Source organism: Candidatus Electronema sp. JM (assembly GCF_048287415.1).
Classification (GTDB): Bacteria; Desulfobacterota; Desulfobulbia; order Desulfobulbales; family Desulfobulbaceae; genus Electronema.
Genome location: NZ_JBLWEN010000008.1, coordinates 17,823 through 40,330, shown reverse-complemented (window position 1 = coordinate 40,330; position 22,508 = coordinate 17,823). Strand labels below are relative to the sequence as shown.

The 22,508-nt window shown below is 56.2% G+C and carries 23 protein-coding genes, 1 tRNA gene and 1 pseudogene; 8 read left to right on the top strand and 17 right to left on the bottom strand.

Going from position 1 to position 22,508, the window contains the following annotated elements:
* Positions 1 to 337: 337 nt before the first annotated feature.
* Positions 338 to 583 (top strand): type II toxin-antitoxin system Phd/YefM family antitoxin, encoded by a 246-nt coding sequence (locus ACNKH6_RS01820; protein ID WP_417913837.1) that lies wholly within the window; start codon positions 338 to 340, stop codon positions 581 to 583.
* Between the two features lie 21 nt (positions 584 to 604).
* Positions 605 to 997 (top strand): type II toxin-antitoxin system VapC family toxin, encoded by a 393-nt coding sequence (locus tag ACNKH6_RS01815; protein ID WP_417913836.1) that lies wholly within the window; start codon positions 605 to 607, stop codon positions 995 to 997.
* Positions 998 to 1,007: 10 nt separating this feature from the next.
* Here ACNKH6_RS01815 and ACNKH6_RS01810 read toward each other — a convergent pair whose 3' ends face one another.
* The 4 genes from ACNKH6_RS01810 to ACNKH6_RS01795 all read right to left on the bottom strand — a co-directional run bounded on the left by ACNKH6_RS01810 (position 1,008) and on the right by ACNKH6_RS01795 (position 4,318).
* Positions 1,008 to 2,936, bottom strand: coding sequence for a fumarate reductase/succinate dehydrogenase flavoprotein subunit (locus tag ACNKH6_RS01810; protein WP_417913835.1), 1,929 nt, complete (start codon positions 2,934 to 2,936; stop codon positions 1,008 to 1,010).
* Positions 2,937 to 2,945: 9 nt separating this feature from the next.
* Positions 2,946 to 3,296 carry a type II toxin-antitoxin system PemK/MazF family toxin gene (locus tag ACNKH6_RS01805; protein ID WP_417913834.1) on the bottom strand — a complete coding sequence of 117 codons (351 nt, stop codon included), beginning with the start codon at positions 3,294 to 3,296 and terminating at the stop codon, positions 2,946 to 2,948.
* Positions 3,290 to 3,538 carry an AbrB/MazE/SpoVT family DNA-binding domain-containing protein gene (locus tag ACNKH6_RS01800; RefSeq protein ID WP_417913833.1) on the bottom strand — a complete coding sequence of 83 codons (249 nt, stop codon included), beginning with the start codon at positions 3,536 to 3,538 and terminating at the stop codon, positions 3,290 to 3,292. The genes ACNKH6_RS01805 and ACNKH6_RS01800 overlap by 7 nt, the downstream gene beginning before the upstream one ends.
* A gap of 330 nt (positions 3,539 to 3,868) precedes the next feature.
* Positions 3,869 to 4,318: a hypothetical protein gene (locus tag ACNKH6_RS01795; RefSeq protein WP_417913832.1), complete on the bottom strand. Its 450-nt coding sequence runs from the start codon at positions 4,316 to 4,318 to the stop codon at positions 3,869 to 3,871.
* A gap of 449 nt (positions 4,319 to 4,767) precedes the next feature.
* Between ACNKH6_RS01795 and ACNKH6_RS01790 the strand changes: the two genes are divergently transcribed.
* Positions 4,768 to 6,399 carry an MORN repeat-containing protein gene (locus ACNKH6_RS01790; protein WP_417913831.1) on the top strand — a complete coding sequence of 544 codons (1,632 nt, stop codon included), beginning with the start codon at positions 4,768 to 4,770 and terminating at the stop codon, positions 6,397 to 6,399.
* A 4-nt stretch (positions 6,400 to 6,403) separates the two neighbouring features.
* Here ACNKH6_RS01790 and ACNKH6_RS01785 read toward each other — a convergent pair whose 3' ends face one another.
* The 7 genes from ACNKH6_RS01785 to rpmB all read right to left on the bottom strand — a co-directional run bounded on the left by ACNKH6_RS01785 (position 6,404) and on the right by rpmB (position 12,342).
* Positions 6,404 to 7,450 carry a hypothetical protein gene (locus tag ACNKH6_RS01785; RefSeq protein ID WP_417913830.1) on the bottom strand — a complete coding sequence of 349 codons (1,047 nt, stop codon included), beginning with the start codon at positions 7,448 to 7,450 and terminating at the stop codon, positions 6,404 to 6,406.
* A gap of 27 nt (positions 7,451 to 7,477) precedes the next feature.
* Positions 7,478 to 8,935: a glucose-6-phosphate dehydrogenase gene (gene zwf / locus ACNKH6_RS01780; RefSeq protein ID WP_417913829.1), complete on the bottom strand. Its 1,458-nt coding sequence runs from the start codon at positions 8,933 to 8,935 to the stop codon at positions 7,478 to 7,480.
* 20 nt (positions 8,936 to 8,955) lie between these two features.
* A complete protein-coding gene (rlmN, locus tag ACNKH6_RS01775) occupies positions 8,956 to 10,008 on the bottom strand; it encodes a 23S rRNA (adenine(2503)-C(2))-methyltransferase RlmN (RefSeq protein WP_417913828.1) in 1,053 nt (350 codons plus the stop codon).
* 101 nt (positions 10,009 to 10,109) lie between these two features.
* Positions 10,110 to 10,592, bottom strand: coding sequence for a bactofilin family protein (locus ACNKH6_RS01770; RefSeq protein ID WP_417913827.1), 483 nt, complete (start codon positions 10,590 to 10,592; stop codon positions 10,110 to 10,112).
* Between the two features lie 11 nt (positions 10,593 to 10,603).
* Positions 10,604 to 11,701: a peptidoglycan DD-metalloendopeptidase family protein gene (locus ACNKH6_RS01765; protein WP_417913826.1), complete on the bottom strand. Its 1,098-nt coding sequence runs from the start codon at positions 11,699 to 11,701 to the stop codon at positions 10,604 to 10,606.
* A 109-nt stretch (positions 11,702 to 11,810) separates the two neighbouring features.
* A complete protein-coding gene (locus ACNKH6_RS01760) occupies positions 11,811 to 12,068 on the bottom strand; it encodes a hypothetical protein (protein WP_417913825.1) in 258 nt (85 codons plus the stop codon).
* A gap of 79 nt (positions 12,069 to 12,147) precedes the next feature.
* On the bottom strand, positions 12,148 to 12,342 hold the full coding sequence (rpmB, locus tag ACNKH6_RS01755) for a 50S ribosomal protein L28 (RefSeq protein ID WP_417913824.1): 195 nt from the start codon (positions 12,340 to 12,342) through the stop codon (positions 12,148 to 12,150).
* A 183-nt stretch (positions 12,343 to 12,525) separates the two neighbouring features.
* Here rpmB and ACNKH6_RS01750 point away from each other — a divergent pair.
* A tRNA-Ala gene (locus ACNKH6_RS01750) sits at positions 12,526 to 12,601 on the top strand.
* Between the two features lie 91 nt (positions 12,602 to 12,692).
* A complete protein-coding gene (locus ACNKH6_RS01745) occupies positions 12,693 to 14,165 on the top strand; it encodes a methylenetetrahydrofolate reductase C-terminal domain-containing protein (protein ID WP_417913823.1) in 1,473 nt (490 codons plus the stop codon).
* Positions 14,166 to 14,206: 41 nt separating this feature from the next.
* Here the strand turns inward: ACNKH6_RS01745 and ACNKH6_RS01740 are convergent, their stop codons facing one another.
* Both ACNKH6_RS01740 and ACNKH6_RS01735 read right to left on the bottom strand, forming a co-directional pair.
* A complete protein-coding gene (locus tag ACNKH6_RS01740; protein ID WP_417913822.1) occupies positions 14,207 to 14,365 on the bottom strand; it encodes a hypothetical protein in 159 nt (52 codons plus the stop codon).
* Positions 14,362 to 14,529 (bottom strand): hypothetical protein, encoded by a 168-nt coding sequence (locus ACNKH6_RS01735; protein ID WP_417913821.1) that lies wholly within the window; start codon positions 14,527 to 14,529, stop codon positions 14,362 to 14,364. Before ACNKH6_RS01735 ends, ACNKH6_RS01740 begins: the two co-directional genes overlap by 4 nt.
* Positions 14,530 to 14,845: 316 nt before the next feature.
* Here ACNKH6_RS01735 and ACNKH6_RS01730 point away from each other — a divergent pair, with 316 nt between their 5' ends.
* Positions 14,846 to 15,199 (top strand): hypothetical protein, encoded by a 354-nt coding sequence (locus tag ACNKH6_RS01730; protein WP_417913820.1) that lies wholly within the window; start codon positions 14,846 to 14,848, stop codon positions 15,197 to 15,199.
* 489 nt (positions 15,200 to 15,688) lie between these two features.
* Complete coding sequence (locus tag ACNKH6_RS01725) at positions 15,689 to 16,348, top strand: peptidase M48 Ste24p (RefSeq protein WP_417913819.1); 660 nt, start codon at positions 15,689 to 15,691, stop codon at positions 16,346 to 16,348.
* 16 nt (positions 16,349 to 16,364) lie between these two features.
* Here ACNKH6_RS01725 and ACNKH6_RS01720 read toward each other — a convergent pair whose 3' ends face one another.
* On the bottom strand, positions 16,365 to 16,829 hold the full coding sequence (locus tag ACNKH6_RS01720) for a Smr/MutS family protein (protein ID WP_417913818.1): 465 nt from the start codon (positions 16,827 to 16,829) through the stop codon (positions 16,365 to 16,367).
* Complete coding sequence (locus ACNKH6_RS01715) at positions 16,826 to 19,006, bottom strand: RelA/SpoT family protein (protein ID WP_417913817.1); 2,181 nt, start codon at positions 19,004 to 19,006, stop codon at positions 16,826 to 16,828. Before ACNKH6_RS01715 ends, ACNKH6_RS01720 begins: the two co-directional genes overlap by 4 nt.
* Positions 19,007 to 19,044: 38 nt before the next feature.
* Between ACNKH6_RS01715 and ACNKH6_RS01710 the strand changes: the two are divergent.
* A pseudogene (locus ACNKH6_RS01710) lies at positions 19,045 to 19,181 on the top strand (IS5/IS1182 family transposase); the annotation flags it as partial.
* A 45-nt stretch (positions 19,182 to 19,226) separates the two neighbouring features.
* On the opposite strand, the gene ACNKH6_RS01705 reads toward ACNKH6_RS01710, so the two are convergent.
* Both ACNKH6_RS01705 and bamA read right to left on the bottom strand, forming a co-directional pair.
* Complete coding sequence (locus tag ACNKH6_RS01705; RefSeq protein WP_417913816.1) at positions 19,227 to 19,646, bottom strand: hypothetical protein; 420 nt, start codon at positions 19,644 to 19,646, stop codon at positions 19,227 to 19,229.
* A gap of 63 nt (positions 19,647 to 19,709) precedes the next feature.
* Positions 19,710 to 22,370: an outer membrane protein assembly factor BamA gene (gene bamA / locus ACNKH6_RS01700; protein WP_417913815.1), complete on the bottom strand. Its 2,661-nt coding sequence runs from the start codon at positions 22,368 to 22,370 to the stop codon at positions 19,710 to 19,712.
* Between the last annotated feature and the right edge of the window lie 138 nt (positions 22,371 to 22,508).

Sequence of the window (22,508 nt, the reverse complement as noted above, 5' to 3'; positions counted from 1 at the left end):
TTAGAGGGGGGTGATTGCGACAGCCCTATTGCCTGCGCCAGCGTCTTCTGTGTGACCTGCTGCGCTTGGCGCACCTGCCGAAGACGGACAGCGGCAATCTTTTCCCCAGCTTTCCGCCGGATTTTCCTCCCGTTCCTGAGGAGAAAAGTTTTCCTCAACAAGTTGATGCAATGTTTTCATGGCCGCACCGTGTTTTTTTTCAGATGACGTTTGAAGATTCATAACATGCGTTATTCAGGATGTGCAATAAGAAAAATGCAGGCGGCATCGGTTGACAAGGGCTTGCAGAAAAGATAACCTGGTCTTAACCAGGTCTAAAGTATGCAAGGAGACAATCATGGAAACCGTCGGTGCTTATGAGGCGAAAACCCATCTGCCGAGACTGCTCAACCGCGTCAGCCGGGGAGAAAAAATTATCATCACCAAGCACGGAGTGCCGGTCGCATCGCTCCAGCCGCCTGAGCCTGAAGCCGCAAGCCGCAAACCTGCGCAGAAGGTCATCGCCGAACTGCGCGAATTTCGGCGCAGGCACAAGCTTGACGGTCTTTCCATCCAAGAAATGATTGACGAAGGCCGACGGTGATGGCTGATTTTGTCGTGGATAATGTCGTGGTGTTTCGCGGATGAGAACAGCGATTATGCGGAGCATGTGTTGGCCGCGCTGGAGACACTGACAGCGGTAGTTCCGGCAGTTTGGCCGCTGGAAGTCGCCAATGTCCTGCTGGTTGCCGAACGGAAAAAGCGGCTGGGCAAGGCGGACAGCATCCGTTTTTTGGAGCTGCTCCGCGAACTTCCCATTGAGGTCATGCAGGAATCACCGCAGCGGATGACCGGTGAAATCATGGCCTTGGCCAGAGAACAGCAGCTTTCTTCCTATGATGCCTCGTATCTGGATTTGGCCATGCGCAAAGGGCTGCCGCTGGCGACCTTGGATGCCGCTTTGATCAAGGCGGCGGAAAAATGCGGTGTTCTTCTCTTCGAGCTGCCGGAAAGTTGATCTGCTTGGTTTACTTGTAGCTTCTTTGTGTTGGCTCCACCGCCTCAAAGCGCAGCGACTCCTTGTGCAGCAGGGGGCGTTTCCTTTCGCTCTGATATTCCCAGACCGCGACATGAGCAAAGTTCGCATCATCGCGCAACGCCTCGCCGTCCTCGGTCTGGCTTTCCTCGCGCAGATGACAGCCGCAGGATTCCTCGCGCTCCAAAGCATCTACAACCATCGTCTCGGCAAATTCAAGGAAATCCGCCACGCGCCCGGCCCGCTCCAGCGACTGATTCAAATCCTCGCCGCTGCCCGGCACATAGACCTGCTGCCAGAACTCCTCCCGCAGTTGCGGAATTTCCGCCAAGGCCTTGAGCAGCCCCGCCTTGCTCCGGGCCATGCCGCAGTGATCCCAGAGCAGCGCGCCGAGCCTGCGGTGGAGCTGATCTGCCGTTTGCGTCCCGGCTTTCTTGTAATCGCGGTTGCGCAGCAGCCGGACAATGCGTGCGCTGACCTCCTCCTCGGCCTCGGCAAAGGTTGGATGCTCGTCAGCGGCGTGGTCAGTTCCGGCCTGCGCCAAGTAATTGCTGATGGTCGCGGGCAGAATGAAATAGCCGTCGGCCAAGCCCTGCATGAGCGCGCTCGCGCCGAGCCGGTTCGCGCCGTGGTCGGAAAAATTGGCCTCGCCGATGACGAAAAGGCCCGGCAGCGTGGATTGCAGATGATAATCCACCCAGAGGCCGCCCATCGCGTAATGCACCGCCGGGTAAATCTGCATCGGCTCCTTGGCCGGGTCGCTGGCGGTGATTTTTTCATACATCTGGAAGAGATTTCCGTACTTGCGCAGTATGGCGGGCCGACCGTCGCGGCGGATCGCCTCGGCAAAATCGAGATACACCGCCCGGCCCGTGGCACCCACGCCCAAGCCTTGATCGCAGACCTCCTTGGCGTTGCGTGAAGCCACGTCACGCGGCACCAAATTGCCGAAACGCGGGTATTTGCGCTCCAAATAATAATCTCGCTCCGTTTCGGGAATTGCTGCCGGAGGACGGGAGTCTCCCGCTATCTTCGGCACCCAGACCCGCCCGTCGTTACGCAGGCTTTCGCTCATCAGCGTGAGTTTGCTCTGATACTCGCCATGCACCGGAATGCAGGTGGGATGGATCTGGACAAAGCAGGGATTGGCGAAGGCTGCGCCGCGCCGGTGCGCCCGCCAGGTCGCGGTGACGTTGCCGGACATGGCGTTGGTGGAGAGATAAAAGGCGTTGCCGTAGCCGCCAGTGGCCAGCACCACAGCGTGGGCGGCGTGGCGTTCGAGCTGGCCGTTGAGCAGGTTGCGGACGATGATGCCCTGCGCCCTGCCGTCAATCACGGCTAAGTCCATCATTTCGCGGCGCGGAAAAACTCTGACCCGGCCTGCCGCAACCTGCCGCATCAGCGCGGAATACGCGCCGAGCAGGAGCTGCTGGCCGGTCTGGCCGCGTGCGTAAAAGGTGCGCGAGACCTGCGCCCCGCCAAAGGAGCGGTTGGCAAGCAGGCCGCCGTATTCTCTGGCGAATGGCACGCCCTGCGCCACGCAGTGGTCTATGATGGCATTGGAGACCTGCGCCAGCCGGTACACGTTGGCCTCGCGGCTGCGGAAGTCGCCGCCCTTGATGGTGTCGTAGAAGAGGCGCAGGACAGAATCGCCGTCGTTCTGGTAATTCTTAGCCGCGTTGATGCCGCCTTGCGCGGCGATGGAGTGGGCGCGACGCGGGCTGTCTTGCAGGCAGAAGGCTTTGACGCTGTAGCCCAGCTCGCCCAGCGTGGCGGCGGCGGATGCGCCAGCTAATCCAGTGCCGACGACGATGATTTCATATTTGCGGCGGTTGGCCGGGCTGACGAGCTTGCTGCTGAAGCGGCAGTTATCCCATTTTTCAGTCAGCGGGCCGGAGGGAATGTTGGAAGTAAGAAGCATGGCGGGCGATTAGGCATCCTGATAGATGCAGGCATCCAATATGGCGAGAACTTCTGTCAACGTGCTGTCCGGTGCCTTTTCTATCAATTTGGCATAACGGCTTCTGTAGTCAATTGATTTGACCTGTTCAACCATCACATAGCCGGTTAATGAAGATTCTGCGGGAACGACGACATGAAAAGGAATGCCACGATCTGTGTTGGTGACGGGACAGACAATGGCAAGCCCAGTCGCCTTATTGAACACCTTGTTGCTGACAACCAAGGCTGGCCTTCGGCCTTTTTGCTCGTGTCCAGATTGCGGATCAAAGGTCAAGGCAATGAAATCTCCTTTCTCTGGAATATACTGCGCCATCACCATTCCTCGCGCCCAACAGCAAGTCCCCAGTCTTCTTCATCCAGAGCGCATTGCTGCGGCATTCTGCCTGCCAGATCATGGATATCATATTTACCACGTATTTTATTAACTGGCTCGACAACGATTTTCCCTTCTTGAACGGTGATGTCCACATCTTCGCCGATCTTGATTCTGGAATGTTCAAGCAGATTTTTAGGAATGCGTATCCCTTGACTGTTCCCCCATTTCTGGACTCTGGACAACATAGCACACCTCATAGGTTGAGTTTGCAGCTTGTATATCCAAGTATATACAATTATCGGGCGAGCTATCAAGTCTTTCCGCTGCGGCCTGCCAGGGCAGGCTGACTAACTTGCTGCTGAAACGGCAGTTATCCTATTTTTCAGCAAGCGGGCTGGAGGGGATATGTGATAAAAACATTGAACTATAAAGAAACAATTACTTTCTTGTTCTTTCTATCCATTCATTGTAATCAATAAAGCCATCAGGGATTGAATTTATATGTTTTATATATAAAAAATACGCTGAACATAATAACACCAATAATCGTATTAAATACTTTAAATTTACATTTATTATATTATTAATTTTACTAATAAATTCCATTTTTCTTCCTCCTTCTCCGCTTCCGAATAACCGATTACGACTAAAACCACGCAAACAGCTATCGCCACGAGCAAAGCAGTGATGCCAAGATATTTGTAAACCGCATACAATCCAGACAAGATAACAAATCCCCAGCGCAGCCTGATCATCAAGCCAGCGAATTTCTCCACTGGCGGCACACAGCCAGCTTCAAGCCGCAAATATGTCCTGAAAAGTAAGTGGATGAGATTGACAATCTGGGTCAGAACCCATTTGATGGCCGAGATAATTGCATTGACAATGGCTGTGATCACGCTGGCAATGAAGTCAATTACCGAGGTGATCGCTATTTTCAGGCCAGTCATAACAGCCTTGAAGCCAATCCCGATCTTCTTGATCACAATCGTGAGACCAGTGATTATCGCATTGAAAATGTTCATGAGAGCCGCCTCCGTTGAATTGTCTTGCTGTCTCTGCTGCGCAACGCTGGGAAACAAGATAAAAATACCTCTGTCGGCGGATGAAGTAAACAGCGATGATGAAACGAAATGTACGGGGTTGACGAGATTGCTCCTGAAACGGCAGTCGTCTCATTTTTCTGGGAGCGGTATTTTTCAGGAAAATTCATTTCGTTAGGAATTATGCACTTGAGGTTACTTGAGGTTACAACCCGTTGATTTCGTTCAACTGGCGACTCGAACCGTTGAAAGTTAATTTGCTGTAATAATTAAATTTCATATTTCAACTGCGTAACTTCTATATTTATCTCGTAAATCTTAACAACTTTCCTTCTTCTTCTTGAATAAATCGCCGGGAGCTGAGATAATTTCCGCGAACCGAGGGAAGCACGGGCTGCCCTCAGCGGCATGACAACGGCGGCATTCCTGAGATGGCACAAGAAATCACCTGCACCAGCAAAGAGCGGTACATCGGCCAGCTGTCTGAAGACGGCAGGCGGCATGGCCACGGTCTCTGCATCTATCCCGACGGCAGCCAGTATGAGGGAGAATGGCGGCACGATCAGCGGCACGGCGAAGGCACCTTCCTTGACACCATCGGCAACAGCTACACAGGCCAGTGGCGCGAGGGCAAACGAAGCGGCAAAGGCTGCTTGGAATGCTCTGGCAAATACCACGGCGAGTGGCTGGAGGACGAGCGGCATGGCAACGGGGTCTTCACCAGCATGGACGGCTCAGTCTATGACGGCGGCTGGCGGCTGGGGCTGCGGCAGGGCCACGGCATTCTTCTGGCTGCTGACGGGTCCAAATACGACGGTGAATGGCAGGATAACCGCAGGCACGGCCAAGGCAGCCTGACGCTGCGCGACGGCACGAAGTATGCCGGTTCATGGAAAGACGATGTCCGCCACGGTCAAGGCACGATCTTTTTTGCCGACGGCACCAAATATTTTGGCGCGTTTGAGAAAGACAAGCGGCATGGCCACGGGGTGTTCAGCGGAACAGATGGTTCCAAATACATCGGCAAATGGGCGGACGATCAACGGAACGGCTGGGGGAGCTGCACTTATGCCGACGGCAGCAGCTACACCGGCTCTTGGAAAAACAATCTCCGGCATGGCCAAGGTGTCTGCACCTATCCTGACGGCTCCAAGTACGACGGCGAGTGGCGCGAGGACCTTCGGCACGGCAAAGGCACCTATCTTTATCCCGGCGGCGACGAATACAGCGGCGAATGGGCCAGAGACATGCGGCACGGCTACGGCGCATACGCCCATGCTGGCGGCGACCGCTACAGCGGCGAATGGGTGAACGGCGGCAAGCACGGCTCCGGCACCTACACCGCTGTCAGCGGCAGCAAATACACCGGCGAGTGGCGCAATGACCGGATGCACGGACGCGGGGTGTATGTCTCTGCTGATGGCGAACGCTACGACGGGCAGTTTCAGCACGGCAAACGGCACGGCTCCGGGGTCTTCACCTTCCTGTCTGGCAATGTCTATGCGGGCCAGTGGCTGCGTGGTTTCATGGAAGGACATGGCACGCTGACCATGCCCGACGGCACGGTTTATGAAGGCGACTGGCAGGGCGGCTTCATGCACGGCGAGGGCACGTTGTCATTCCCGAACGGCACCGTGTATAAAGGCGACTGGTTGGAAGACAAAAAGCACGGCCAAGGCACCTGCACCTATGCCGACGGCAGAAAATATTCCGGCACCTGGCGTGACAATGTGGAGAACGGCTACGGCACCTGCGCCTACCCGGACGGCTCCGTGTATAAAGGCAAATGGAAGAACGGCCTCCGGCATGGCGAAGGCAGCTTCACCGACCCGGACGGCGACACCTACACCGGCAGCTGGCAGGACGACAAACGGCAGGGCAAAGGCTCGCTCACTTCAGCCAAAGGACTGAGCAAGCAGGGCTGGTGGGCTAATGATAAATATGTCGGAGCGAAGCCGCCGGAGAGCGAGGAGGATAACGACAAAGACTTCTTTGATGCCCTCGGCGGCGGTTTGGCGGAGGCGGCGGATATGGTTGCAGACGATGATGAGGAGGACGACTGAGCGTTCAGGCAAAATCTTGGATTGCCTCGCCGTCAATATCCATCGGCGCACAGATGACATCTGGCAATGAAGGCAGGCTGATTAGCACCGGAGCAATTTTCACGTCGGCCTTGCTGCTCTGGCCAGCCGGTTCACGTTTGAGAAAGCCTTCTTCCGTGACCTGAAGCCCTGTCGCGTTCCACGCACTCAATTCATCGTGGCCGCAGTCAGCCAGACTGATCATCGGCGCTGCGCCCAGAGCTTCTAATTGAGGCCGCAGCGTCGCCCGCAATTCTTGATCCTGCCAGATAAGAAAGGCGTACAGCACCTTGGCTTCCAAGAAGCGTTTTTCCTCCTTGGCCTTCTGAGCGGCAGCGGTCAGCTTCGCGCTGATTTCCTTGCGCCGTTCAAGCAGGATGACCAGCGCGGTCTGCTCCTGCTCTGCTTCGGGAAAAATGCTGATTAAGTTCGCAAGGCGTTCGCGGGCTGCATTGAACAGGCTCCGGCTGAAGCAGTCGGTGATTTCCCGCAGCAAGCCCGCCTTAATTTCCTCAATTGCGGCAAGCAATTTTTGCGCCTCATCCTTGCTGTGGCTGTCGCCGCTGATTTGCAGGAGCAGAGCTTTAGCCGCGCCATACTGTTTCTGCTCGAACAACGCGGCAGCCTGCTCGAATTTGCTGCTGTTACCGATATTCCGCTCGGCGCGGCGGCGCAGGGTGAGGATTTTTTCCGCCAGCCCCGGATCAAAAGCCTTGAGGTTGCGCAGCAAAGAAATGGCTTCATTATAGCTGCCTTTATTGAACAGCTCCTGCGCCTGAAGGTATTTGCCCGCGATGTTGAGGTCGCGGTTGATATTGGAAATCAGGAGGATGAAGTCGCCTTTGCTGTCCGGGAATTCATTCGACAGGCTCTGCGCCAGTTCTTTAGCTTTTTCCAGCTCGCCCGCGCTGATCAGTCGATAAACTTGGCCGGTCTGCTCCTGCTTCCGCCGCTCATATTCCGCAAAAACAATATTGCAGGCGCTGCACTGCGTGTCATCGCCCTGCCGCCTGCATTTAGGACAAATTTTCATTTTTCGTGTATCCTCAAAAACACCTGCTCACTCCTCCCACTCCCGCTCATCCCGCGCCAGCAGGGCCACCGAGGCCACCGGCCCCCAGCTGCCCGCCGGATAGGGCTTAGGCGGCTCGTTGGTTTTAGCCCAAGCCGCTTGGATGGAATCAATCCAGTGCCACGAACTTTCCACCTCCTCGCGGCAGATGAACAGAGCCTGCTTGCCCTGCATCACTTCCAAGATCAGGCGTTCATAGGCCCCGGCGATGCGTTCCTTGCCAAAGGCTTCGGAAAAACTGAGATCCAGCATGGTGCGCTGGAGGCGGAGACCGTCGCTGAGGCCCGGCACCTTGTTGAGCATCTCGATCTCCACGCCCTCGTCCGGCTGAAGGCGGATGATCAGCTTGTTGGCAGGCAGGCTGCGGGAGGAATTGAAAAAAATGTTGTGCGGCAGCGGTTTGTAGTTGATCACCACCTCCGACCGTTTGCAGGCCATCGCCTTGCCGGTGCGCAAATAAAAAGGCACCCCGGCCCAGCGCCAGTTGTCTATGTCCACCCGGATGGCGACAAAAGTTTCCGTGCTGGAGGCAGGATGGCCGCCATGCTCTTCCAGATAGCCCGGCACCGCCTTGCCTTTGATGAAGCCCGGCCCGTACTGACCGCGCACCACCCGCTTGTCGATGTTTTTGGCGGTGATCGGGCGCAGTGCCTTGAGCACCTTCAGTTTTTCATTACGCAGGCTGTCGTCGTGCAGATTGACCGGAGGCTCCATCGCCACAAGGGTGAGGATTTGCATCAGGTGGTTCTGCACCATGTCGCGGAGCTGGCCCGCCTGATCAAAATAGCCCCAGCGGCTGCCGATGCCCACCTCTTCGGCCACGGTGATCTGCACGTGATCAATGGTGTTGTGATCCCAGTTGGTGGTAAAAATGGAGTTGGCGAAGCGCAGGGCAAGCAGGTTCATCACCGTTTCCTTGCCCAAATAGTGATCAATGCGATAGACCTGCCGCTCGCTGAAAACTCTGGCCACCAGATCGTTGATTTCCTGTGAAGTCGCCAGATTGCGCCCTATCGGCTTTTCTAAGACCACCCGCGTGTTCGGCGTGACTAATCCGGCCTGCTCCAAGCCGGTGCAGATCGCCCCGAAAAGCGTAGGAGCCACAGACAAATAGCTGACCAAAACCCGCTGCTGCGGATCCACCAGCCCGACCAGCCGCTTATATTCTTCCGGCACATCCAGGTTGACCAGCACATAGCGCATCTTGGCCAGCAGCCGCTCGGTCGGCTCGGTCTCCAGCGGCTCGCGGACAAAGGCCTGGAGCTTGCCGCGAATCTCCTCTATGAAGGCCTCTTGGCTGAGGTCATGCCGGGCCACACCGATGACGCGGGTCTCCGGGTGGAGCAGGTCCGCTTTTTCGAGCTGATAGAGCGAGGGCAGCAGGTTGCGCTGGGACAAATCGCCCAGCACGCCGAAGATGGTGAAATCGCAGGGAATGGTTTCCATAAGCCACCAAGCGGAAGAGTTCAGGCTGTTCTGTCGGCCAGCAGGCCGCAGGCGGCGGAGATGTCCGCGCCCCGGCTTTTGCGGATGAAAACGGTGTAGTACGCATCCATGAGGATTTTTTGGAAGCGGAGCAGCCGCTCAAAGGGCGGGCTGTGATAGGGCAGACCGGGGCATTCGTTCATGGCCAGCAGGTTGATCTTGCAAGGCACTTCACGCAGCAGGGCCGCCAGCTTGCGCGCATCAGCATCAGAGTCGTTGATGCCCTCAAACAGGGTGTATTCAAACATGATCCGCTGCCGTTTCTTGCCGGAATAATTTTTACAAGCGGTCAGCAGCTCCTCAATCGGCCAGCGGTCGTTGACTGGCATCAGACTGCTGCGGGTCTCGTTGTCCGCCGCGTGCAGCGAAACCGCCAAATTGACGCTGGCCTGCCTGCCCAATTCCAGCATCTGCGGCACCAGCCCGCAGGTGGAGACCGTAATCCGGCGGGCGGAGAAATCCAAGCCGCGCTGCTCCGTAAGAATTGAAAGTGCGGCGAGCAGATTATCAAAATTGGCGAGTGGCTCGCCCATGCCCATGAAGACCAGATTGGTCAGGCCCAGCTTCAGCCCTGCGTCTTCGCCTGCGTTGACCAAAAGCCAGTCACGGGCCGCGCAGATTTGATTGACGATTTCCGCCCGGCTGAGATTGCGGCGGAAACCGTTCTGGCCGGTCATGCAGAAGCGGCATTTCATCGCGCAGCCGGCCTGCGAGGAAACACAGAGGGTGTTGCGGTCTTCCTCCGGGATCAGGACGGATTCAATCATCAGGCCGTCTTCCAAGCGAAAACCGAACTTGACCGCCCCGTCTGCCGAGCGTTCCACAACCGGCTCGCCAAAACGGCTCATGCAGGCCTGTTCCGCCAGTGCCGCCCGGAACTCTTTGGCCAAATCAGTCATCTGGCTGAACTCGGTGATGCCGGGTTTGTACAGCCACGGCAGAAGCTGACGGCCCCGGAACGCAGGCTGGCCGAGTGAGACGGCGTAAGCAACCAGCTCGTCTTGGGTGAAATTTTTTAAATCAGTCTTCCGCATGGTTGGGGGCGGCACAGATGGAGATTGCACAGCAAAAAAGCGGAAGCAGTCCAACGTGCAAAAGGACAGCTTCCGCCTTGTCTGCCGTATTGGCCTTGGGATTATTTTACTCCCAGATCAGCAGGCGGCGGGGTGAGAAGAATTTTGCCCGTTCTGTCAGGATTGGCCTGTTTGCGGGAGCTGGCATGAATTTCGCCATCCAAAGATGCGCCTGATTCCACAGTAAGATTTTCGGATTTGAGGATGCCGTGAATGCAGGAAGAAGCATGAGCGGTGACGATCTCAGCAGTGATGTTGCCTTCCACTCTGCCATGACAAATCAAGGTGGCCACGTCAATATTGCCGATCACTTTGGCAGTTTCGCTGAGAATCAGATACTCGCCGCTGATATTCCCTTCAATCGTGCCATCAAAGCGTGCCTTGCCTTTGAACGACATCTCACCTTTGATGACCATTTCCTTGGCCAGCACACTTTCTATCGGGTCTTTATCATTCTTCACAATTTTTTTCTCCGCCACCGGCTGCGGCAGCGCGGCGGGTTCTGGTTTTGCTTTCTCTTCTTTGCCTTTGCTTAAGAAACCCATTGCGCACTCCATCACATGGGAACTGTAAATGACAGATCGGCGACGGAAAGATATTTTTCCGGGTCAACCGCTTTGCCCTGATACTGCACCTCATAATGCAGATGCGGGCCGGTCGAACGACCGCTGCTGCCCATCTGCCCCACCACATCACCCCGCCTGACCGTGTCGCCCCGTTTGACCGCAGCCGCGCTCAAGTGGCCGAAAAGAGTCTGATAACCGCTGCCATGCCGGATGATGACATAACTGCCGTAGCCGTTCTGATCAAAGCCGGTTTCCTTGACGATGCCGTCAGCGGTGGCAGTGACATTGTCGCCGATGCCGCCCTTGAAGTCAATGCCTGCATGAAAGGCGGGCTGATTGTTGAACGGATCGCTGCGGAGACCGAAACGGCTGGTGATCCGCCCTTGCATCGGCAGGCCAAGCGGCATTTGCTGAATGGCTTTGATATAGCGGTCGCTCCGTTCCAAGAGCTGCTCGCTGAATTTGCGGTCAATTGCTGCGGCAAGAAATGGGCCGCCGCTGCTGTCGGCAGTTTTTTTGCCGACCTTCAGCTCAATGCCGATCTCGCTCATCATGGTCTCAATCATCCGGCTGCGCTCGTCCAAACGGCCCGCAGTCTGCTCGATCAGCTTCTGCTTGTCCTGCCGCGCCTGCGCCAGCTCAGAGAGCAGTGCCGCCGTTTTGGCGGAACTGGCTTGGCTCAGGGCAGCAAGCTCTTCCTCATAGCGGCAGATGAGCTGCTTTTGCTCTGCGCTGAACTGGCCTTGCTCCGCTTGCAGCCTGCTGACAAGAGCCTGATAGGCTGCGGCCTGTTCCTGCCATTCTTTTTCCCGCCCAGCCAGCGCCGCAGCCAGTTGGTCAGCAAAACCGGCATGAACGGATTGCAGTTCCTTGGCCTGTCCGCCTGCTTTGGCCGCCAAGGCGTTGCGCTCCAGCAAAAAATGCGCTCCCATCCAAGTGCCTGCCGCCAAAAGGACAAGGAGCAGAACAAGCCCGCCGAGCACAGCCGCAGCCCGGTCGCGCTCAATCACCAAGGACAGCACCTTGCCCGTTTCACCGGTGATGACTAAATGAAGACGTTCAGGAATGGAGGAATAGGCTTTCAGCATGACTGGAATGCAGGACGATAGTGCGGATGAGGCATACGGCAGCAGGGCCGCCGCTGTCAGTATAACAGAACAGCGGCCCGCCGGAACAGGAAATACTCTTCTTTGCCGCTCACAGCTCCAATACCCAGTCGGGAATGCGGTGGAGAATATATTCCGTCACGGCCTCCCGCCCTGTGTCGCCTTTGGCCGGATTGACCTCTTTCATCACCTCGTCAAAGTCAAACCAGCACAGCTCCCGGTCATCCTTGGAATAAACCATGAAGATGCGGCGGTCTGGATCGTCAACATCCTCTTCTTCTTGAATCGCGCCGACCAGCTTGGCGGCCTGCTCAAACGGCAGGAAACGGATTTCTTCTTCTGCGCTCATCGTGTCTCACCTCGCATCAAATAAAAAAAGGGACGGAAGATTGCTCTCCGCGCCCCCCTTCGCCACGGCACTGAACGGCTCAGGCCGGTTTGACCACCGCGCCGGAACGGATGCAGCGGGTGCAGACCCGGATGCGGGCGGTGCGACCGCTGCCGCTCACTGAGCGGACGGTCTGAAGGTTGGGCATCCAGCGCCGACGGCTCTTGTTGTGGGCGTGGCTGACGATGTTGCCGGTTTTTGGCCCTTTACCGCAAATTTCACATTGATATGACATGACCTTTTCTCCTTGCATGGTTTTGCGCATGAAAATATGAAGCCACTATGTTTACCTCTCCGGCAGGAAAAATGCAAGTCCTTTCCGGGCGAGACCGGAGCAGGCCGTCTTTTTTTTTCACGTTGCCGCATTTTGCCGCTTGACAGAGAGGCTGGGTGCAGGCTAATATAGCCCGCGTTTGGAGGGGCTATAGCTCAGCTGGGAGAGCGCTTGAATGGCATTCAAGAGGTCAGCGGTTCGATCCCGCTTAGCTCCACCAAAAAATTGCCGCATCCCGCCGTCGTGTTCCGCCGCATCTTCCGTAGTTATTCGCTGTTCCCCTTCCTGTTGCGTTTTTCTGAGCCTGCATCATGCTCCGCACTTCGCTCAATAATCCCGACGAATTCACCTTCACCTACGAGCTGGTTGCCGGTCGAGGCTGCTGCGGCAGGCAGATTGAACAACTGCTTGAATTCGCCTGCGCCGCCAAGGCGGACGGCAGAATCAAGGCATTGTCTGTCACCGACAATCCGGGCGGCAGTGCCTCGCTTGCGCCGGTGGCCATTGGAGAAGAGCTGCTGAAGCTCGGCATTGAGCCGCTGATTCATTTCTCGCTCAAGGACAAAAACCGCAGCCAGATCGTCAGCCATATTTATTTGTATCAGCGGCTGGGCCTGCGTTCGCTGTTAGTGATGGGCGGCGATTTTCCCAATTCGGGTTATTGCGGCCAAGCCCGTCCGGTTTTTGATGTGGACAGCATTCAGACCCTTCAGCTCATGCGTGAGATGGAGAGCGGGCAGCAGCCGGGCGGCTGCGTTCTCAGCCGGGAACAGCCCCAGCTCCGCCTCTTCAAAGGCTGCGTGGTTTCGCCCTTCAAGGCAACTGAGGCCGAGCAGGTCTGGCAGTATGTCAATCTTCTGCGCAAAGTGCGGGCCGGGGCGGACTTCATCGTCAGCCAGCTTGGTTTTGACCTGCGCCGCTTCGAGGAGCTGATGCTCTTCCTCCAGCGGGAACAAATCCGCCTGCCGGTGCTGGCCAATGTCTTCATTCCTTCCTTGGCCACAGCGCGGGCTATGGCCGCAGGCAAGGTGCCGGGTGTGCTGCTGGCGCAGGAGCTTACAGCCCAAATGGAGCAGGAAGCTGCCGCAGGCCACAGCCGCGCCCGCCTCGACCGGGCCGCAGCCATGCTGGTCCGCTTGAAGCGCATGGGCTGTCAAGGGGTGCATCTTGGCGGCAGCGCACTGCGTTTCGAGGAAGTCAGCTATGTGCTGGACCGTTTCGCGCAGTGGGAGCAAGCGAGCGAACTTCCCGATGTTGTTTGCGATTTTTCTGTGCAGAACACGTGGAGTTTTTTCTGCCGCCGGGAAAATGGCGAGCTGACAGAAACCCCGCTTCAGCCCGGCTGCAAATCAGGCCGGGCGCAATTGCCCGCCTTCAGCCAGCATCTGCTGTTCAGCCGCCAGACTTGGATCAGCAAATTGTTCGGTCGTTTCTGCCGCTTCTGCGCCAAAGGAGAACGCCGCGCCACCGCCCTGACCCTGCTGGAACGAACAGTCAAGCGGCTGCTTTTTCAGTGCAGGATGTGCGGCGACTGCACGCTGTCGCACTCCGCCTTTCTCTGCCCGCAGTCAGGCTGTCCCAAACGGCTGACGAATGGCCCTTGCGGCGGCAGCCGCTTCGGCTTCTGCGAGGTGCATCCCAGCCGCCGCTGCTTCTGGGTGCGGGTGTACGAATGCCTTGCGCCGCAAACCACACTGCGCAGCCTTGCCAACCAGCCGCACCTGCCGCCCAAAGATTGGGCCTTGGAAAAAACCTCAGCGTGGATCAATTTTTTCAGCAAATAAAGCTGATCCTTCTTTCCGTCATTTCGAGCGGAGGGAGAAAGTTACACCTGATGTGCCTCAGAAGAAAACTGGGTTGGTTGACCAATCTCGCTGCCAAGGCACAGGCGTTCTCCGACCTTGATCGCCGCCAGATTCAAGCCGCGCGTGATGATGTTCTCAGCAAACGCGCCGTCTTTAAGCTGTGGCAGCTTCTCTATCACGGCATCAATGCTCCCCCGGCCAGCAAGGAAACCTGCCGGTGCCAGTCGCCGCCGTGCGCGTCCCCGGCTATGCCGAAGCCGACCTGAAATTCCGCCTGCGCCACCGGCTTTTTCGCTCCGTCTTTCTTTGTGCTGATGCAGATTGCTGCAATGACTGCGCTCATGAATGTTCTCCTGTCCGTTATGCAACAACCAAAGCTGCTGCCTGCTGTTGAATAAAATTCAACAGCACCTTTTCCTTTATATCCAACACGAAAAACTGTCAGTAACGTATTTTTTTACAACTTCAAGTTGCCAGCAGCAGTTAAATAATTTATTAATATAATTATTTCGGAAAGTTAGCTCGTCAAAACTGTCCGATGCAAGAAAAAAATCACCAAACCATTGTTAAATTAATCTTCCGTTAATCTTTTCGTTGCTATCTTGTAATCATCAACGCAATTCGTTTTGTTTTAACAACCCACAAAAGGAGGCTTACTCATGAAAAAGACAACAGCAGCTATCACCTTGGTTGGATCGTTCCTCGTACTGGCACTCTTCGCGACTGCTTACGGCAGTGGATATGGCAGCAGATACGAAGGTGGCTATGGATACGGGGGTGGCTATGGATACGGCAGCCGCTATGGATATAGCGGCATTTATCCAGGAGCTTACTATAGTGATGATGGTCGTTATGGTTATCGCGATAGCCGCTACGAATATCGCGGAGCTTATGCAGTACCCGGAGTTTATGGAGTACCCAGAACTTATGGAGCACCTGCAACAGCACCCGCAACAGTACCCGGAACAACTTATGGGGCACCTTACTACAATAATAATCCCTATGGCTACTAACCACGATTAAGCCTACCGGCGTATGACAATAAGGAGCTATCTGGAAAGTCTGAGGTTGTACCCCATGTAAGGATAGTGACTTATTGAGTAGTTTAAATACCGGGGGAGGTTATTATAGGCGTAGGCTCTGCGCCAGACAGGGGCTATTAACTGTCTCCTTTTTTGAGAGTTCAGGAACTATCAAAAAGGAGACAGTAGACTCGGCACAAACGGTTCTTCTTTCCTTGTAACTCTCTACTGCCTATTGAAGTGAAGCAAAAAACTGCTTTCAGTATCATCTGTTTGTATCTGCATTATCATGCCGTTTTTTTACTGTAAAAAATGTTGCTATTCTATAAATTGCGGCCTTTTTTCAGCAGTCAAGTTGCATCCATAATGGGAAGGTAGTTACTTTTCCTTTTCAGTTACTTTCAGATTATGGTTCTATCTATGTTTCAGCTAAAAATTAAATCCCGTGAAACAGCTCTCTTGTTTCTGGAATTTGTCATCATGTTGACCGTGCTGCACTGTATAGCCCAGACAGTTCTTTTCTATACTGGAAATCAGGAATTGAGATGGATTACAGGATATGTTGATTTAGATATAGAAAAAAATATCCCTTCCTTATATTCAGGCTTCGCCCTCTTCGTCTCTTCCCTTCTCTTTTTATGTATCTCCTCGTTAGAGGAAAAGCAGGGAAAGAAGCGTCATTACTGGCTCGGTCTTGCCGCTGTTTTTCTTTTTCTCTCCTTAGATGAATCCTTTGTCCTGCATGAAAGACTTAGTAATTACACAGAGGAATGCATTAAATCAACAGGGTTTGTTAAGGCAAGCGGATTGCTCTATTTCCCTTGGATCATTCCCTACAGCATCTTGATGATCATCTTGGGACTGCTCTATTTTCGTTTTATTCTTAGCCTGCCCCGCAAAACAACCGTTCTTCTGATACTTTCCGCGAGTATTTTTTTGATCGGAGCAGTAGGGTTTGATATGCTCGGCGGAAGAGAGGCTGAGTTGCATAGCTATTACACCCTCACCTATATTGTGCTGTTCACGATAGAGGAATTCTTAGAGATGATCGGGGTTGTCCTGCTCATCTACACTCTGCTTGATTATATCGAGCAACGGTTCGGGCATCTCTGTTTCTCGCTTGATGTGCAGCGAAACTGAATTTAGTGCTGTTTAGTTATCCTGCTTTGATATCAGCAACCATCGCCAAAGTAATGCCCGGATTGCCCCGGTTCAGGTCGTGGTGCTGGCGGAGCGCGGGAAAACGGAGGAGGAGGTCGCGGCCTGGCCCGCTGCGGGTGCTGAAGTCCTCGCCAAAGACAACTGCGCTGATGCCTCCCCGGTGCTGGAGATAGAGCAGGCGGTCGCGCACTTCCTGGCGGATGAAGCCGCCCGCGCCGCTGGAGCCGTAACCGTGGATCAAAGTCAGCACCCGGCGATGCTCAAGCCTGGCCTGCATCAGCTCGCGGTCAAGGCGGAACAGGGCCTGCTCGACCGTGGGCATTCCCTGCTTGAGATTGACAATTTTATGCAGATCAAGCTGGCCGGGCAGAAATATCTCCAACGCGGACTCGCAAAAAGGACAGCGGCGCAGTCCCAGTTCCACCTCATTGCCGCAGACTCCGCAGCAGATTTCCCTCATGCCCGCCCGCCCCGGCGCACTTCGGTCACGCTCGGCAGCTGGCTGAGATGGACTTGCAGACGGTGGAGTTGGTCAAGGCCGCTGACCTCGACCAGCACCCGAAACTCGGCGATGTTGTCGGCTCTGGTGCGCGAGTTCATCTCAATGATGTTCGCGTCATCGCTGGATATGGCCGAGCTGATGTCGGCAAGCAGGTTCTTGCGGTCATGCGCCTTGAGGAGCAGCTCGGCACGGTGCGGTACGGTGGTGCTGCCTGACCACTGCACGTCGAGCAGACGTTCCGGCTCCGCCGTGAGCAGGCTGGGGCATTTGGCCTTGTGTACAGCCACGCCGCTGCCAGTGGTGATGTAGCCGATGATCTCGTCGCCCGGCACCGGGCGGCAGCACTGGCTGATTTTAATCAGCAGATCGCCGATGCCGTCAATCTGCACGGCCCCGCGCCCAGCAGGCACCGGTTTGCTGGCTTTGCTCTCCGCCTTCTCGACTTTCTCCAGCAGCTCGGCCTCCTGCCGCTTGGTCTCTTCGGCCTTGATCTGCTCGTCGGGCAGCAGGGCGCGTTCGAGCTGCGGCACGGTCACTTCGCCCGCGCCGACCTTGGTCAGCATGTCGTCGAGCGAGACCGCCCGCAGCTTGGTCAGCAGCAGGCGGAGCTGGCCGCTCTTGATCAGCTTCTTCAGACTGGTCTCGCGGATTTTCAGCTCGCGCTCGCAGATTTCCCGGCCCAGCTCCAAGGCGCGGGCCTTCTCCTCCTTGCGCAGCCACTGCCGGATTCTCGCTTTGGCCCGGCTGGTCTTGGCCATGTGCAGCCACGCCTGCTTGGGATGCGGCTCTTTGGCAGTGACGATCTCGACAATGTCGCCGTTTTGCAGCTCGTGCTTGAGCGGGACGATGCGGCCATTCACCCGCGCTCCGGCGCAGCGATCGCCGATCGAAGTGTGGATGGCATAGGCGAAATCTATCGGCGTGGCACTGCGCGGCAGCTCGCGCACCTCGCCGGTCGGGGTGAGGACATAAATATCCGGGTCGTACAGCTCGCCGCGCACGGTGTCTAAGAACTCGACCGGATCTTCGACCTCCTGCAAGCCCTGCACCAGCCGTTTCAGCTCCTGCATGAGACGCGCGTCGTCCCGGCTGATCTTCTGCCCTTCTTTGTAGGCCCAATGCGCGGCCACGCCCTCCTGCGCCACCTCGTCCATCTCCTTGGTGCGGATCTGTATCTCCATGAAATGGCCGCCCGGCCCGACCACCGAGGTGTGCAGCGACTGATAGTTATTTGACTTGGGCGCGGAAATGAAGTCCTTGATCCGGCCAGGCACTGGTGTCCAGCTGCCGTGGATGGTGCCAAGAGCCGCATAGCACTCATGCACGGTGCTGACGATGATGCGGAAGGCCACCTTGTCATAGACCTGCTCGACCGGGATGTTCTGCACCACCAGCTTCTTGTAGATGGAGTAGAGATGCTTGGGCCTGCCCAGCACCCGCAGCGGCGTGATGCCCGCCGCCTTGAGCTTGCCGCGCAGGATGGCGATGACTTCCTCCACGTACTTCTCGCGCTCGCCGAGGGTGCTTTCGATATGCTTGGTCAGCGCGGCGTATTCCGCCGGAAAAAGGTGCTGGAAGGAAAGGTCTTCAAGCTGCCGCTTGAGCCAGTCTATGCCGAGACGGCTGGCTAAGGGGGCGTAGAGATCCATGGTCTCCCGCGCCACCTGCCGCCGCCGCTCCTCCTCCGCGTTGTGCAGCCCGAGCATGTCATGCAGGCGGTCGGCCAGCCGGACGAGGAGGACGCGGATGTCCGCGCTCATCGCCAGGAAGAGCCTGCGCATGTTCTCGGCCTGATGCGCCAGGCTGGAGTCGTAGCGGACATTGGTGATCTTGGTCGCGCCGCTGACGACGTTGGCGACCTCAGGGCCGAACTGCGCCGCCAATTCCTCCGGCGTGGTGCGGCTGTGCCGGATTGTTCCATGCAGCAACCCGGCGGCGATGGTCACCATGTCCAGCTTCATTGAAGCGATGGTGGTGGCCACGTCAAGAATATGCGCTTTGTACGGCTCGCCAGAGAGATGGAGCTGCTCTTTGTGCCGCTCGCAGGCAAAGGTGTAGGCCCGCTCCAGCGGACTCAGATCAACATCCTGAAGATAGCTGCGGGCAACCGAGAGCAGGGTTTTGAATTCGGGCATGTTATATTCGGGCCTGTCAACATTACTTGCCCAGTTAGCATGAAAAACGGAATGAAGTAAAGAGGCTGTTCAGGAAACTGAAGGGATTCCGCCGCATTTTCACCCGGTTTGACAACTGGATGTCATGTTCCTCGGGTTTATCATTTCTGCCCTGATCGTGATTTCAATCAAATAGTGTTAACAGGCCATAGGCAACTCCTGTTAAATTCACCATCTTCTGTCACAATTCCACATTAGCTGGATACCAGAGCGTCACGGTGGCATAGCCATCTTTCTTGGCGGTGGCCGCAATCTCGCTTTTCGCCGCCTGCGCATCGGAGAGCGAACTGAGCAGAGCCGCAATGCCTTCATACATCTCTTCTTTGTACCGCTCTGTATCGGCGCAGTAATCCGCCTTGAGGTTGACATCGCCCTTGATCCAGCCGGAAATCCGTCGCAGCGGCGGCAGGTTGATAAACGATTCCGGGTAATACACCACCGCTCTGGCCGCGCCGTCAACAATGTTGCTCATGGCCACCTTCGCGTGCTGCGCCCGCAGGCCCAGCTCTTCCAGCTTGGCAGTCACGCGCTGCTCCAGCTCGGTGATGCCTGCCCGTCCCGGTCGGTCTGATTCAAACGCCTCGTAGCTCCACGTGGTCATTCTTGCAATACCTCGAATTGGCAGGGAAGCAGCGAGCCGCCTCCCTGCATGGTGTGTTTCAGATCAGAAGTTGCCGCCCATCGCAAAATCCCACTGGGCATCTTCGTCGCCTTTCTGCTTGTCCAAGTTGTAGCCCCAGACTAAACGCAGCGGCCCGACCGGCGAAAGCCAGTTGACTCCCAGCCCGGCGGATTTTTTGATGGAGCCAAAATCCCAGCTGTCGTCTTGGGCATAAACATTGCCGAAGTCGGTGAAGACCACGCCGCGCAAGCCGGCATCAGTCACCAGCGGGAAATGCAGCTCCATGTTGGCGAACCACATCTTGTCGCCGCCGTATTTTTCGTCATTGACCGGGTTAATCGGGCTGACCGACGAGGACTTGAAGCCCCGGATGGAGTTCATGCCGCCGAGATAGAAGTTGTCATAGACCGGCAGCTTGCCGTCTTCGTTCTCAAAAACCTTGCCTGCGGAGAGCCTGCCGCGAGCCACGGTTGAAAGCGGCAGCGGATAATACCAGTCGGTCGAACCTTCCAGCTTGGTGTATTCCGCCTCGCCGCCAAAGAGGCCGCCCGCGTACTCAACGCTGACGCTGTTGCGGGAGCCGGAGCTGGCATTGAAGAACTTGTCGCGGGTGTCGCGCACCAAGGACAGTTTGACCGCGCTGGTGATATTGATCTTTGCCGATTCCAAGATGTAGTCGGACGCATCGGCGGCGATATCTTTCAGCGTGGTGTCTGTCCAACTGTAGCCGTAATAAATCCGCCATTCTTCAATCAGCTGATGGCCGAAGCGTAGTCCTGCGCCTTTTGATGACTTGGTGTAGTCGGTGTATTCGCGCTCCCAGTTGAATGCGTCCACGCCTGCCGAAACTCTGGAATCAAAAATGCGCGGATCGGTGTAGGACAGGTTGAATTTGCTGCTCACCCCGCTCATGTTGGCGGAGAAGGCCAATCTGGTGCCAAGGCCAAGGAAGTTGTCCTCAGAAATTTCGCCCATGAACATCAGCTTGTCCGAGGAAGAATAACCCGCGCCAATGCTGAACTGGCCGGTGGCCCGCTCCTTCACCGCCACAAGGATATCCATCATATTGTCCTCCAGCGTTGGCTGCGGCATGACGTTGACATCCTCAAAATAGCCCAGCCGCTGGAGTTTTTTCACCGAGTCGCGCACCGCCTTGGAATTGTAGGTGCCACCTTCGCGCACCTCCAGATCGCGGCGGATGACGTTGTCTCTGGTGCGGGTGTTGCCCTGCACCTCAACCCGGTTGAATGTGACCAGCTCGCCTTTGCTCACCGTCAGGCTGATGTCAACCGTCTTCGTGCCGTCCGCTTTCTTCATCTTCGGATCCACCTCGGCAAAGGCGTAGCCCTGCTCGGCATACAGATCGGTCAGCTTGAGGATGTCCTCCTGCATGACCTTGCGGCTGAAAAACTCCTCCTTGCGGATGGTGAGGAGATCAAGCAGCTCTTCCCGGCTTTTGAGCAGGTCGCCCTGAATGTCCACCTCGCCGAGCTTGTAACGCGGGCCTTCCTCAATGTTGAAGCTGACGACGATGTCTTCGCCTTCAGTCTGCACCTCCGGCTCGCCAACCTTGGCATCAATGTAGCCGTGATCGGCATAAAAAGCGGCAATGCGGTCTGCGTCCTGTTTCAGCACATCCGTTTTCAAGGTGCCGGAACCGGTGATCCACGAGGCGTACCATTTCCATGTTCCGGTTTGCAGTTGCTTCTTCAGCTCGCTGTCTTCAAAGGACTTGTTGCCGACAAAGCGGATATCGGTGATGGACATTTTCTCGCCCTCGCTGATCTCAAAGACCACCTCCGTGGTGTTCGGATCAGGCTGATTCACCTTGAAAACCGCTTTGGCAGCAGAATAGCTTTTGCTCCGGTACAGCTCGACGATCTTTTTCACTGCCTCGTTGAGAGCTGCCGGATTGACGATTGTGTTGGCCTTGATGCCTGCCGCATCCTGCACATCCTTCTCGTCCAGTGCCTTGATGCCGGTGTAGGTCACTTTGTTGATCAACGATTTTTCTTGCACCCGGAAGAGCACGTTTTTCCCTTTGGGCGAATTCGTGACTTCAATTTTCACATCGTCGAAGTAGCCCATCTTGAAGATGGCCTTCAAGTCGTTGCGCAAACTGTCTGGGCTGTAGATGTCACCGGGCTTGGTGGAAATCTTGCCAAGAATCGCGCCAGAATCAATCCGCACATTGCCAGCCGGAACGACCGAGGCGATGGTCAGCTCTTTGCTGGTGCGGCCCAGCACATCCGCGAGCAGCCCTTCCAGCACCAAAGGCAGCTCTTCGACCGATGCGCCCTCTTTATACGCAGGCTGCGAGTGGCTTGGTTGCAGCAAATCAATCAGCTGCATATCGACAGAGATGCGTCGGCCAAGCACGGTCAGGCTGCCAACAGCGGCGTAGTCCATGCCGTTCTTCTCCAGCGCTTTGGTCAGGGCGGCTGCAGGCGGCGGCCATGCGCCTTGATAGTTCACCAGCTGCGCTGCCTCGCTGCGGGCCAGCATGGTCAGGCCTTTCTCGGACAGAGCCGCCTGCAAGGCGGTGTCCGCCTGCTGCGTCAGCTCGCTGCTGTCTGCCGCATTGATCTTCAGGGGCAGGAACACGGTGTTCTGCTTGGCAGCCAAGGCGGTTCCAGCGGCAAGGCAGCAGCAGAGCAGCGCCAGCAGGACGAGGGGAATTGCGAGGCGGATCGGGCGGTTCATAAGCGAATCCTGTGCGGTTTGAAGTTGAGGACTGCGGAGTCCTCCTGCGGCTCAGTTCAACTGGTTGACATGACTGTCTGAACTTTTCTCCTGCCTATCGTAAAGGTCATTGCCGCCGCTGTCAAACGGTTTTTGCAT

What these genes read in the sequence shown, in the direction of transcription:
- ACNKH6_RS01725 (WP_417913819.1), top strand. Translation starts at nt 15,689, where the DNA reads ATGTTGACCGTGCTGCACTGTATAGCCCAGACAGTTCTTTTCTATACT.
- rpmB (WP_417913824.1), bottom strand. Translation starts at nt 12,342, where the DNA reads ATGTCATATCAATGTGAAATTTGCGGTAAAGGGCCAAAAACCGGCAAC.
- ACNKH6_RS01805 (WP_417913834.1), bottom strand. Translation starts at nt 3,296, where the DNA reads ATGGTGATGGCGCAGTATATTCCAGAGAAAGGAGATTTCATTGCCTTG.
- ACNKH6_RS01785 (WP_417913830.1), bottom strand. Translation starts at nt 7,450, where the DNA reads ATGAAAATTTGTCCTAAATGCAGGCGGCAGGGCGATGACACGCAGTGC.
- ACNKH6_RS01765 (WP_417913826.1), bottom strand. Translation starts at nt 11,701, where the DNA reads ATGCTGAAAGCCTATTCCTCCATTCCTGAACGTCTTCATTTAGTCATC.
- ACNKH6_RS01730 (WP_417913820.1), top strand. Translation starts at nt 14,846, where the DNA reads ATGAAAAAGACAACAGCAGCTATCACCTTGGTTGGATCGTTCCTCGTA.
- ACNKH6_RS01790 (WP_417913831.1), top strand. Translation starts at nt 4,768, where the DNA reads ATGGCACAAGAAATCACCTGCACCAGCAAAGAGCGGTACATCGGCCAG.
- ACNKH6_RS01770 (WP_417913827.1), bottom strand. Translation starts at nt 10,592, where the DNA reads ATGGGTTTCTTAAGCAAAGGCAAAGAAGAGAAAGCAAAACCAGAACCC.
- ACNKH6_RS01760 (WP_417913825.1), bottom strand. Translation starts at nt 12,068, where the DNA reads ATGAGCGCAGAAGAAGAAATCCGTTTCCTGCCGTTTGAGCAGGCCGCC.
- ACNKH6_RS01745 (WP_417913823.1), top strand. Translation starts at nt 12,693, where the DNA reads ATGCTCCGCACTTCGCTCAATAATCCCGACGAATTCACCTTCACCTAC.
- ACNKH6_RS01795 (WP_417913832.1), bottom strand. Translation starts at nt 4,318, where the DNA reads ATGAACATTTTCAATGCGATAATCACTGGTCTCACGATTGTGATCAAG.
- ACNKH6_RS01815 (WP_417913836.1), top strand. Translation starts at nt 605, where the DNA reads ATGTCGTGGTGTTTCGCGGATGAGAACAGCGATTATGCGGAGCATGTG.
- bamA (WP_417913815.1), bottom strand. Translation starts at nt 22,370, where the DNA reads ATGAACCGCCCGATCCGCCTCGCAATTCCCCTCGTCCTGCTGGCGCTG.
- ACNKH6_RS01810 (WP_417913835.1), bottom strand. Translation starts at nt 2,936, where the DNA reads ATGCTTCTTACTTCCAACATTCCCTCCGGCCCGCTGACTGAAAAATGG.
- ACNKH6_RS01715 (WP_417913817.1), bottom strand. Translation starts at nt 19,006, where the DNA reads ATGCCCGAATTCAAAACCCTGCTCTCGGTTGCCCGCAGCTATCTTCAG.
- ACNKH6_RS01800 (WP_417913833.1), bottom strand. Translation starts at nt 3,538, where the DNA reads ATGTTGTCCAGAGTCCAGAAATGGGGGAACAGTCAAGGGATACGCATT.
- ACNKH6_RS01820 (WP_417913837.1), top strand. Translation starts at nt 338, where the DNA reads ATGGAAACCGTCGGTGCTTATGAGGCGAAAACCCATCTGCCGAGACTG.
- ACNKH6_RS01735 (WP_417913821.1), bottom strand. Translation starts at nt 14,529, where the DNA reads ATGAGCGCAGTCATTGCAGCAATCTGCATCAGCACAAAGAAAGACGGA.
- zwf (WP_417913829.1), bottom strand. Translation starts at nt 8,935, where the DNA reads ATGGAAACCATTCCCTGCGATTTCACCATCTTCGGCGTGCTGGGCGAT.
- ACNKH6_RS01705 (WP_417913816.1), bottom strand. Translation starts at nt 19,646, where the DNA reads ATGACCACGTGGAGCTACGAGGCGTTTGAATCAGACCGACCGGGACGG.
- rlmN (WP_417913828.1), bottom strand. Translation starts at nt 10,008, where the DNA reads ATGCGGAAGACTGATTTAAAAAATTTCACCCAAGACGAGCTGGTTGCT.
- ACNKH6_RS01720 (WP_417913818.1), bottom strand. Translation starts at nt 16,829, where the DNA reads ATGAGGGAAATCTGCTGCGGAGTCTGCGGCAATGAGGTGGAACTGGGA.